Below are 10,549 nucleotides of genomic sequence, written 5' to 3' on the forward strand. Positions count from 1 at the left end.
GGATCAGGCCGGCGCGCTTGCCCCCTGCGTTCCCGCGGCGTCCGCGCCGCCCTCCACGCGAACGAAGCGCGCCGGCACCGCGAAACGCGCGCCGGCAGCCTCCACGCGGCGCATCAGCTCCAGCAGCAGCCCCTCCTGCAGGCGGACATATTCGTTGAAGTCCGATCGATCGACGTAGCTGAAGATCTCGATGTCGATCGAGCTTTCACCAAAGCCCTTGAGACTCGCCCGCGCGCCTTCCAGCAGGTACTCCGCCTCCGCCAGCGCCTCGCGGATGCTGACCAGCACGCGCTCCACCGTGTCGGCGTCGATGCCGTAGGCAAGCTTCAGCGTCGGCGCGAACAGGAAGCGATCTCGCCAAGCGAAGTTCTCGATCTGCTGCGAGGAAAAGACGCTGTTCGGGATGGTGATCCGCGTGCGGTCGTTGGTGCGGATGCGGGTCGACCGGATGCCGATGTCCTCCACCGTGCCGCTGACATCGCCCACCTTGCAGAAATCACCCACCCGCACCGGCTCGTCGGCGACGACGGAAATCGAGCCGACGACATTCTCCACCGTCTTCTGCGCGCCCAGCGCAATGGCGATACCGCCGATGCCGAGTGCGGCGATGCCGGTCGTCACGTCCACGCCCAGGATATTCAGCGCCTGTACGGTCGCGAACATCAGCAGCAGCAGCTTCAGCGCGCGGCGAACGAAGATGATGATCGATCGTGCGCGGAAGCGCTGGCTGTGCTCCATCCGCGCCGCGACGAGATCCGCGCCGATGCCGATCATCCGCCACAGGAACCAGCAGAAGCCGACGAAGGCGAGCGCCCCGGCGAACCGCCCGGTCAGCTGCCGCGCGACGAACGCCACCTCCAGCGTGCGCGTGGTGGCGAGGAAAAGCAGCATCGACACCCACAGGCTGAACGGCGTCGGCGCGGCGCACAGGAGCCGCCACAACAGCCCCCCGTCCTCTCGCCGCTTCACCCGCCCGAGCCCGCTCATCAGCAGCGCGACAATCAACCGAATGGCGAGGTAGAACAGCACCGCGCCGCCGATCAGGATGATCCAGTCGGCCAGCGGCGCCCCGCCAATGTCGGTATCGCGCATCGCGCTGGGGAACAGGCTGCGCAGCCGGCTGCCCGCCGCCTCGACGTTTGCCGCCGGCAGCGACGCGATGCTTGCCGCACTCAGCAGCCAGATCGTCTGCCCGTCGTCGTTGGTGGACTGGGTGGCGATCAGCGGCACCTCGGCCGCCTTGTCCTTGCCGGGGAGCGTGCCGACCCGCTCCTCGTCGATCGGCAGCTGGTCATCGATCCGGCCCGTCGCATCGTTCGACAGCTGGACCGGCTGCATCAGCGATCCGCCGGCATCGAGCGCCGCCTGCAGTCGCCGCGCCGCCTCCGGCCCCGCCGCGGCACGGCGCGAGCGCGCGATCCGTGACAGGTCTAGATACTGGCTCGCCCGGTCGTAATCCTGCGCCGACAGGGCGTTGATCAGCCCGGTCGCGAGGCCGCGCGGCGTCCCGCGGCCATAAAGGTCGGCCGCTGCCGGTGCGCTGGCATTGGCCGTGTCCGCCGCCTGCGCCTGGAGCCGCGCGGGCGCGAGCAGGAACGCGACGAGGAACAGCAGGACAGGAAGAACGTGACGGAGGCGGATGGGGCTTATCGTCATGCACGTCGGTACGCAGCCGCCCCCGCTGTCGTTCCCCCGAGGCGACGAACCGTGCTCCGCACCGCGCGGGCGGAACGCCTCTATAGCCGGCGGGAAACGCGGATTTCGCGGCCACGCTGCGACCTTGCTACAGCATGGCCATGACGAAGAGAGCGATTCGCGTCGGAATTGGCGGCTGGACCTACGAGCCCTGGCGCGGCACGTTCTTCCCGCCCAAATGGCCGATCAAGCGCGAGCTGGAATATGCCAGCCGCCATGTCACCGCGATCGAGGTGAACGGCACCTACTATAGCGGCTTCAAGCCGGCGACCTTCGCCGGCTGGGCCAAGACCGCTCCCGAGGATTTCGTCTTCACCCTCAAGGCCTCGCGCTACGCCACCAATCGCAAGGTGCTGGCGGAAGGCGGGGACTCGATCCAACGCTTCGTCAGCCAGGGGATTACCGAGCTTGGCGACAAGCTTGGTCCGATCATGTGGCAATTCATGGCCACGAAGAAGTTCGACGCCGAGGATTTCGCCGCTTTCCTTGCACTGCTGCCCGCCAGCCAGGACGGGATCGCGCTCCGCCACGCCGTGCATGTCCGCCACGAAAGCTTCGCCGTGCCGGAGTTCGTTGCCATGTGCCGCAAGGCAGGCGTGGCGATCGTCTATGCGGATTCGCGCGATTATCCGGCGATCGCCGACGTCTCGTCCGACTTCGTCTATGCCCGGCTGGAGGATGCGGTGGAGGAGGAACCGGCCGGTTATTCACCTGCCGCGCTGGACAAATGGACCGATGCTGCCCGGCTATGGTCGAAGGGCGACCGGCCTGATGGCCTGCCCTATGTCGCCGAGCATCTCGCGACCACGCCGCGGGACGTGTTCGTGTTCTTCATCAATGGGTTCAAGGAAAGAGCACCACACGGCGCCATGGCGATGATCGAGCGCCTGTCGGCATGAAGACCGTACCAAGAACCGCAAAGAAGTCTGCGGACGTTCGCCAGATCGTATAGTAATGGACGGAGATGTCGACCCGCGGCTGCCTCATCATCGTCGCCGCCATGCCATCCTTTCTACTCGCCGCTCTTGCAGCAACCCTTGCGTGGAACGCATCGGAATGGTCCCTTCCTCCGATTGCCAAAAAGCTCAACGGAGCCATGAGCGCACGCGACGCAGAGTTCAAACGGCGCGTGTCGTCGCGGTACCAGCCGGGTAGACCGGAGCACCGGCTCGTCTCTGACATGCGGGCACAAGCCTTTACGCTCTCGACCGAACGGGGAGGCTGGGCCGAAGCGGAACTGCAGCGGTTCGTTCTCTGCGGCAACGAGGAATGGTCCGATTACTGGCAAGCGAGCGGCGGCAAGATAACGCAGGTCGCTGGCGTTTACCGCGTGATCTGCCTGTGAATGCGACCACGCTCGCGGCGGTTACGCGGAGGGGCGATGCGTCTCTGCGGATCCTGCATCCCGCTTGCGCCGAAGCAGGCGCGTCGCGAGCCACCGGCGGGCGGGTTCGTCGTAGAGCTTGAGACTGGCAAAGGCGATCAGCAGCGCCGCGGCGAGCACGCCGGCACCGACCAGCGCGCCCGATACCGTGGACGGCTGCGTATTGGCCACCCAAGCCGTGTAGACATACACCAGCGGAAAGTGCGTGATGTAGAGCGGGAGCGACAAGTCCCCGAAGAAGCGCGCGATCCGCACCGCCACCCCGTCCGCTGCCTTGTCCCCCGCCCCGATCGCGACGATCAGCGGAAACAGCAGGATCACGCACGCCGCCTCATAGAGTCCGTTCAGCCACAGGCGATCCAGTCCGCCGAAGCGCGGCAGGCTGACCGCGACCACCAGGAGCGCGGTGCTGATCGCGAACGCGTGCGGCAGTCGTATCCTCAGCCCCAGGCGCATCATCAGCACCCCGGCGAAGAACGGGTACATGACGCGGGTCAGCCCGATCCTGATGCCGTTCGGATCGAGCGCCCATCCGCCGATCAGGTCGCCGCGCGGGCCGGCCATTGCAAGATGGACCAGCGCGCCGGCGCAGATGGCGACGAACACTGCCATGGCGCGGTTGGACAGCCGACGCAGCCCGATCGCATAGAGCAGGTTCGCGACATATTCGTAGAACAGCGACCATTGCGGGCCGTTGAGCGGATAGATCTCGTCCCAGCCGCGCACGTCCCCGCTCTTGGGCAGCGGGATCATGACGAAAGCCAGCAGCATCACGCCGACGACTTGTGCCCCGGTCGCTTCGCCGATCTTGGGAAACACGGAGGAGCCCTGGAAGGCGAACAGCAGCGCGCCGATGATGCTGCCCAGGATCACCATGGGTTGCAGCCGCACCACCCGCCGTTTGACGAAACCGATAAGGCTCAGGCGCCCCCAGCGATCGTCATAGGCATAGGCAATGACGAAGCCCGACAGCAGGAAGAAGAAGTCGACCGCCAGATAGCCGTGATTGATGATCTGCACCTGCGGATCGCCATGGGCATAAGGCTCGAACAGGTGGAACAACACCACCATCAAGGCCGCGACCCCGCGCAGCCCGTCGAGCATGACGAAATGGCTCTTGCCCGGTGCCGTAGGGTCAGTGGCAGTGGGGGCGGTGGCAGGAACGGCGCTCACCGGCGCGCCGATGCCGGGGCGTGCCGCGTGATGCAAGCATCGCCTCCTGCTCAACTGCTGGCCGCCGCGCGAGCATGATGGCCGCTAAGAAGCCTCAGGTCGACGAGACCGGACCCTCGGCCGCCGCTGCCGCGGGCTTCTCCGCCCCCTCCTCCGCCTGCGCCGCATCGTCGCCGCGCACCGGCGCGCTCTGCTGCACCGGCGCAGTGGGGATCGTGCCGATGATCGCGGCGGTCTCCAGCGTATCGAGCGCGCGCCGGGCCGCCACGTAGCGCGCGGCAGCGCTCGTCCATTTCGTCGCCTGGGCAGCGCCAGGCAGCCGGCTGATCTCTTCCAGCGCCGGCTCGACCTGCCCCGCGTCCAGCATCCGCCGTGCCCGCGCCAGCCGATCCGCGGGCAGGGGCGACGGCGTCGTCGCCTCGTGCAGCACGACGAGGCTGCGCAGTTCGTTCAGCAGGCCGTCGAACCAGCCGTTGGCGCCCGGGTTCAGGAGCACTGTCGCATTGGCATCCAGCGCCTGGCGCAGCGCCTCGATCGTCACCGGCTCGCGACCAGCCTCGATCACCGTGTCGACGGCGTCCGGCTGCGTCGCGCCGAAGCGCATGCGCAACTGATCCTCGAGATAGCCAAGCGAGGTGCCGCGATCGATCGCGCGCCGCGCGGCAAAGGCGACCAGGATCGCCTCCGCCCGCCCGGCGCGGTCGGCCGCGTTGGATACGTCCGCCCCGATGCCGGCGGCGCGTGCCTCCAGTGCCGCAAGCTGTGCAGCCAGCGCATTCTCGCGCGTCAGCGACATGGCATCCCCGCCGGTCGGCGCGACGGGGCGCGCCGACGTCGTCACCGGCGGAACGGGCGCCTCGATCGCGGGGCTGGGCTCGGCCGCGGGATCGGCGCCGTTGGTGAGCCACGCATTATCGTTGCGCATCCCGACCCACATCAGGGCCAGTCCGATGGCAAAGATCAATCCAACCGCGAGCGCGAAGGGGCCGATGCGGGATCGGCGCGGGGCGGCATCTTGCGGCGGCGCAGCATCGTCCATGGGGGGTCTTATCCCCGCCTGCGCCTCAGGGGTCAATCGCGAGCGTGGTCGCAGTCGCTACGAGACTGGCATCATTGGGCGCGTCGGCGATGCAAACCGCATCCCATCCCCTGCCCGGCGCGCGCGCCACCTTGTCGCTGATCGCCGCCAGCCGCACCGCGCCGCGCGGCACGCCATGGCGCCCGATCAACTCGGAAAAGCGCTCCGCCGCGCGGGTCGAATGAAGCAGCGCCACCGCACCGCGTGCGACATCCAGCGCGCCATCGGGTAGCGGCAGCGGATCGCTGGCATAGACGGCGACGTCGGTGATCCCGCCAAGTGCGGTTCGCTCCCGTCCCGTCAGCCGCAGGATCCGGCGCCAACCCCGCGCATGGGCTAGCGCGATCGCCGCCACGCCATCCGTATCGCCGGTAACCGCGACGTGAAGTCCGGCCGCTTCCGCCGCCTCCGCCGTCGCGGATCCCACCGCGATCACCGGCAGGCCGCTCAGCGCCTCCAGCCCCGCCCCCGCCTGGCGAACCGCATTGGCGCTGGTCAGCAGCAATGCGTCGAACGCGGCTTCCGGCACCGACCAGGGAAGCGGCACCACCTTGAACAGCGGCAGCCGGATTGCTTCCAAACCAGCGTTCGCCAGCCGCCCCGCCGTCGCGGCGTCGCCGGGCGCGGGACGAAGCACCAGCGCCGGACGCCGGGCGGCGCGCACGCTCACGCCCTCACCCCTCGAACAACCGCCGCACGTCGGGCGCGGCACGGCCAAGCAGATCGGCCGCCAGTGCCGCGCCGACCGCCGCGCCATCGCGGCCCCCCAGGCAGCCAGCGACATGCGCGTGGCCGTCTTCCGCCAGCAGCTCACCCTTGAGGGTGATCGTGCCGTCGTTGATCGTCGCCAGCGCGCCGACCGGCGAGTGGCAGTCCGCCTTCAGCGCGGCGAGCAACGCGCGCTCCGTCAGCACGCAGGCCATTGTGTCGGCGCAGCCGATCGCGGCGACAAGCGCGCGTGCTGATCCGTCGGCCAGCGTCTCCACCCCGATCGCGCCTTGAGCGGGCGCGGGCAGCATCACGTCAGTGGGGATCGGCGTGCCGGTGTCGTGCCGGCCGAGCCGCTCCAGCCCTGCCGCCGCGAGCAGCGTCGCGTCCACCTCGCCCGTCGCCAGTTTGCCCAGCCGCGTGTCGACATTGCCGCGGAACAGCACGATGCTGAGATCCGGCCGCCGCCGCAGCAGCTGCGCGCGCCGCCGCGGCGAGCTCGAACCCACCACCGCGCCTCGCGGCAGATCGTCGATCGCATCGACGCCGATCAGCCGGTCGCGCACGTCAGCGCGCGGCAACATGGCGGCGATCACGATCTCGCCGGGACGAATCGTCTCCACGTCCTTCATCGAATGGACGCAGGCATGAACCTTGCCGGCAAGCAGCGCGCGATCGAGTTCCTTGGTCCACAAAGCCTTGCCGCCGATCTCCGCCAGTGCGCGGTTCTGCACACGATCACCGGTGGTGCGGATCTCGACGATCTCGACATCGTCAAAGCCATGTTCGGCCCAGCCCGGCGCGGCCATCAGCGCGTCGCGTACCATGCCCGCCTGCGTCAGCGCCAGCGGGGAGCCGCGGGTTCCCAGTTTGAAGGTCTTGCTCACAACCACAGCCCTATCGGCCCCCGCTTCCCCTTCGACAAGCTCCAGCTTTGACAAGGCTGGCGACAAGGTTGGGCCAAACGGGTAAGCCGGCGCCATGCTCATTCTCGGCCTTGAATCCTCGTGCGATGAAACCGCGGCGGCGCTCGTCACTGGTGATCGGCAAGTGCTGGCGCACCGGCTCGCCGGGCAGGAAGCCGCGCACCGGCCATTCGGCGGCGTGGTGCCAGAGATCGCCGCCCGCGCGCATGTTGAGGCGCTGGAACCGCTCGTCGCCGGCGCGCTCGCCGATGCGGGCGTCAGCCTCAGCGATGTGGATGCGATTGCTGCGACCGCAGGCCCGGGCCTCATCGGCGGCGTCATGGTCGGCCTCGTCACCGGCAAGGCGCTGGCCCATGCCGCCGGCAAGCCGCTGATCGCCGTGAACCACCTGGAGGGTCACGCGCTGAGCCCGCGCCTGTCCGATCCCGACCTTGAGTTACCCTATCTGCTGCTGCTCGTCTCGGGCGGGCATTGCCAATTGCTGCTGGTGGAGGGCGTCGATCGCTACCGCCGGCTCGCCACGACGATCGACGACGCGGCTGGCGAAGCGTTCGACAAGACGGCGAAGCTGCTCGGCCTCGGCTTCCCCGGCGGCCCGGCGGTGGAGCGCGCCGCGCGCGCCGGAGACCCTGCCGCCGTGCCGCTGCCGCGCCCGCTGTACCGCTCACCCGAACCTCACTTCTCGTTCGCTGGCCTGAAGGCAGCGGTGGCGCGGATCGTCGGCCATTATGCGCCGGAAGATATTGCCGCCTCGTTCCAGGCCGCCGTCGTCGATTGCCTGATCGATCGCACCGCGCGCGCCATCAATCGTGCGCCCGGCGCGACGGCGCTGGTCGTCGCCGGCGGGGTCGCGGCGAACAGCGCGGTCCGCGCCACGCTGTCCGCGCTGGCCGCCGACAATGGCCTGCGCTTCGTCGCGCCGCCTCTCTGGCTGTGTACCGACAATGCCGCGATGATCGCCTGGGCCGGGGCGGAGCGTTTCGCCGCCGGGCTCACCGATCCGCTGGATGTGGCGGCGCGCCCGCGCTGGCCGCTCGATCCCGGTGCGGAGGCGGTGCGCGGCGCCGGGGTGAAGGCATGAAGATCGGCGTCATCGGCGGCGGTGCCTGGGGCACGGCCCTGGCACAGGTTGCGGCGCGCGGCGGCGACGTCCTCCTCTGGGCGCGCGAGCCGGAGGTGGTAGAAAGCGTCAACGAGCGCCGCGAGAACACCCTGTTCCTGCCCGGCATCGCGCTGTCGCCCGCAATCCACGCCACCGCCTCGCTCGATGATCTGGCGGACCGGGATGCGCTTCTCGTCGTAGCGCCCGCGCAGCATGTCGGCGCGGTGCTCGCGGCGACGCCGGTCGGCGGGACGCCGCTTGTCCTGTGCGCGAAGGGGATCGAGGCTGGCACGCGGCGGCTGGTAGGCGATATTGCGCGCGCCGCGCATCCGGATGCGCCGATTGCCGTCCTCTCCGGGCCCACCTTCGCGCATGAAGTCGCCGCCGGTTTGCCGACCGCGGTCACCCTCGCGTGCGCCGATCCGAACCTGCAGGCGCGGCTCGCGGCCCGCCTCGCCAGCCCCAGCTTCCGCCCCTATGCCTCCAGCGACGTGATCGGTGCGGAGATCGGCGGCGCGGTGAAGAACGTCCTCGCCATCGCCTGCGGCGTCGTCGAGGGCGCCGGGCTCGGCCAGAATGCCCGTGCGGCGCTGATCGCGCGCGGTTTTGCGGAAATGACCCGCTTCGGCATCGAGCGCGGCGCCAATGCCGAGACGCTAGCGGGCCTGTCAGGCCTGGGCGATCTCGTCCTCACCTGTTCCTCGACCAGCAGCCGCAATTTCTCGCTTGGCCTCGGCTTAGGCCAGGGCCGTCCGGCATCCGAGTTGCTGGCCGATCGCCGCACGGTCGCGGAAGGCGCCTTCACCGCACCGGTACTTGCCGAGATCGCGCTAGCGGCGGGTATCGACATGCCGATCACAGCCGCCGTCACACGCCTGCTCGCCGGCGCGGCTGCAAGCGACATCATCGGCGAACTGCTCGCACGGCCCTTGCGGGAAGAGCGGTAATGCGCTGGGCGGCGCTGCCGCGTGCAATTAACGCCGGCAAGCCGCTCGCCATGGCCGATCTGCGCGCGTTCCTGGCGGCCGAGGGCATGGCCGAGGTGAAGACCCTGCTTGCCTCTGGCAATGCGATCTTCTCCTGTGACGTGGAGGATGGCGCCGCGCTCGAGGCGCGGCTCCACGCCGCCGCCCGCGACAGGCTGAAACTCGACACCTTGTGGTTCGTGCGCAACCACGCCGATCTCGCCGCGACGGCCGCCGCCAACCCCTTCCCGGACGCGACCGCGACACGCCCGAACCGGGTGCAGGTGTTGTTCCACCACGCACCCATCGCACCTGCGGTCATCGAGGCGCTGTTCACGCATCATGCGGGGCCGGAGCGCCTCCACGCGGTGGGCCGCGAACTCTACGTCGATTATCCCGACGGCGTCGGCACGTCGAAGCTGCCTTCGGTGATGGCAAAGGCGAAGCTGCCGCCGTCCACCGGCCGCAACTGGAACACCTTGCTCAAACTGGTCGAAGCCACCGCCTGAGTGCAAGTACCGGGCGGGTGGCGGCGACACCCACCACCCGCCTTGGCGATCAGCTGCGGAAGAAGGCCAGCAGATCCGGATTGATGACGTCCGGATGGGTCTGCGCCATGCCGTGCGGGAAGCCGTCATAGGATTTGAAGCTGCCGTTCTTCAGCAGCTTGGCGGATTTCGGCCCGTGATTGGCGAAGGGCACGACCTGGTCGTCAGTGCCGTGCATCACCAGCACCGGCACGTCGATCGCGTTCAGATCCTCGGTGAAGTCGGTCTCGGAGAAGGCCTTGATGCAGTCGTAATGCGCCTTGGCCCCGCCGGTCATCCCCTGCCGGAACCAATTGTCGATCAGACCCTGGCTCACCGTCGCCCCATCGCGATTGAAGCCGTAGAAGGGCCCGGAAGCCACCGTGCGATAGAATTCCGGCCGGTTGGCGATCAGCGACGCGCGAAAGCCGTCGAACACGTCGATCGGCACGCCATCGGGGTTGCTGTCCGACTTCACCATCACCGGCGGCACCGCGCCGAGCAGCGCCGCCTTGGCCACCCGCCCGGGCTCTGCCCGCGCGACATAATGCGCCACCTCGCCGCCGCCGGTCGAATGGCCGACATGGATGACTTTCCTCAGATCCAGCGCGCGCACCAGTTCGGCGACGTCGGCAGCATAAGTGTCCATCTCGTTGCCGGTGTCCGTCTGGCTCGACCGGCCATGGCCGCGCCGATCGTGCGCGATGACGCGAAACCCTTCGCCCAGGAAGAACATCATCTGATTGTCCCAATCGTCGGCCGACAGCGGCCAGCCGTGATGGAACATGATCGTCTGCGCGTCCTTGGGACCCCAGTCCTTGTAGAAGATCTCCGTGCCATCGGTGGTGGTGATGATGCCCATGATAATCTGATCTCCATCATCGCGGGCGAAGGCGCCGCGCATCGTACGTCAACCGACATTCCCCAAGTGGCCTGCCGCTTGACTTCAAGATCGCCTGATTTTGCTCGCTGGGCAAGCGTTTTTCGCCCC

General features: G+C 68.6%; 11 protein-coding genes. 5 read left to right on the forward strand and 6 right to left on the reverse strand.

Features of this window, described 5'->3' with window-relative positions; translation table 11 throughout:
• Positions 1-3 precede the first annotated feature (3 nt).
• Positions 4-1,656: a mechanosensitive ion channel family protein gene (locus ACH0AE_RS03025; protein ID WP_406875430.1), complete on the reverse strand. Its 1,653-nt coding sequence runs from the start codon at positions 1,654-1,656 to the stop codon at positions 4-6.
• 140 nt (positions 1,657-1,796) lie between these two features.
• Between ACH0AE_RS03025 and ACH0AE_RS03030 the strand changes: the two genes are divergently transcribed.
• Complete coding sequence (locus ACH0AE_RS03030; RefSeq protein WP_294443514.1) at positions 1,797-2,594, forward strand: DUF72 domain-containing protein; 798 nt, start codon at positions 1,797-1,799, stop codon at positions 2,592-2,594.
• 65 nt (positions 2,595-2,659) lie between these two features.
• Positions 2,660-3,040, forward strand: coding sequence for a hypothetical protein (locus tag ACH0AE_RS03035; protein WP_294443515.1), 381 nt, complete (start codon positions 2,660-2,662; stop codon positions 3,038-3,040).
• Between the two features lie 21 nt (positions 3,041-3,061).
• On the opposite strand, the gene ACH0AE_RS03040 is transcribed toward ACH0AE_RS03035, so the two are convergent.
• Genes ACH0AE_RS03040 through hemC form a run of 4 tightly spaced genes read right to left on the reverse strand, consistent with a single transcriptional unit; the run spans position 3,062 to position 6,925 of the window.
• Positions 3,062-4,288: an acyltransferase gene (locus tag ACH0AE_RS03040; protein WP_294443516.1), complete on the reverse strand. Its 1,227-nt coding sequence runs from the start codon at positions 4,286-4,288 to the stop codon at positions 3,062-3,064.
• 58 nt (positions 4,289-4,346) lie between these two features.
• Entirely contained in the window at positions 4,347-5,291 is a 945-nt protein-coding gene (locus ACH0AE_RS03045; RefSeq protein WP_294443517.1) for a hypothetical protein, read from the reverse strand.
• A gap of 25 nt (positions 5,292-5,316) precedes the next feature.
• Positions 5,317-6,000, reverse strand: coding sequence for a uroporphyrinogen-III synthase (locus ACH0AE_RS03050; RefSeq protein WP_406875431.1), 684 nt, complete (start codon positions 5,998-6,000; stop codon positions 5,317-5,319).
• A 4-nt stretch (positions 6,001-6,004) separates the two neighbouring features.
• Positions 6,005-6,925, reverse strand: coding sequence for a hydroxymethylbilane synthase (hemC, locus tag ACH0AE_RS03055; protein WP_294443520.1), 921 nt, complete (start codon positions 6,923-6,925; stop codon positions 6,005-6,007).
• Between the two features lie 94 nt (positions 6,926-7,019).
• Between hemC and tsaD the strand changes: the two genes are divergently transcribed.
• The 3 genes from tsaD to ACH0AE_RS03070 are packed head-to-tail and all read left to right on the forward strand — an operon-like array spanning position 7,020 to position 9,540.
• Positions 7,020-8,045 carry a tRNA (adenosine(37)-N6)-threonylcarbamoyltransferase complex transferase subunit TsaD gene (tsaD, locus tag ACH0AE_RS03060; RefSeq protein ID WP_294443521.1) on the forward strand — a complete coding sequence of 342 codons (1,026 nt, stop codon included), beginning with the start codon at positions 7,020-7,022 and terminating at the stop codon, positions 8,043-8,045.
• Positions 8,042-9,013 (forward strand): NAD(P)H-dependent glycerol-3-phosphate dehydrogenase, encoded by a 972-nt coding sequence (locus ACH0AE_RS03065; protein ID WP_294443522.1) that lies wholly within the window; start codon positions 8,042-8,044, stop codon positions 9,011-9,013. The genes tsaD and ACH0AE_RS03065 overlap by 4 nt, the downstream gene beginning before the upstream one ends.
• The gene (locus tag ACH0AE_RS03070; protein ID WP_294443523.1) at positions 9,013-9,540 is read left to right on the forward strand and encodes a DUF1697 domain-containing protein; all 528 of its coding nucleotides are present in this window, start codon (positions 9,013-9,015) and stop codon (positions 9,538-9,540) included. Before ACH0AE_RS03065 ends, ACH0AE_RS03070 begins: the two co-directional genes overlap by 1 nt.
• 49 nt (positions 9,541-9,589) lie before the next feature.
• On the opposite strand, the gene ACH0AE_RS03075 is transcribed toward ACH0AE_RS03070, so the two are convergent.
• Positions 9,590-10,420 (reverse strand): alpha/beta fold hydrolase, encoded by an 831-nt coding sequence (locus tag ACH0AE_RS03075; protein ID WP_294443524.1) that lies wholly within the window; start codon positions 10,418-10,420, stop codon positions 9,590-9,592.
• Positions 10,421-10,549: the final 129 nt, after the last annotated feature.

This window comes from Sphingomonas sp. 179-A 2A2 NHS, from assembly GCF_045371305.1.
In the GTDB taxonomy this organism is placed as follows: domain Bacteria; phylum Pseudomonadota; class Alphaproteobacteria; order Sphingomonadales; family Sphingomonadaceae; genus Sphingomonas.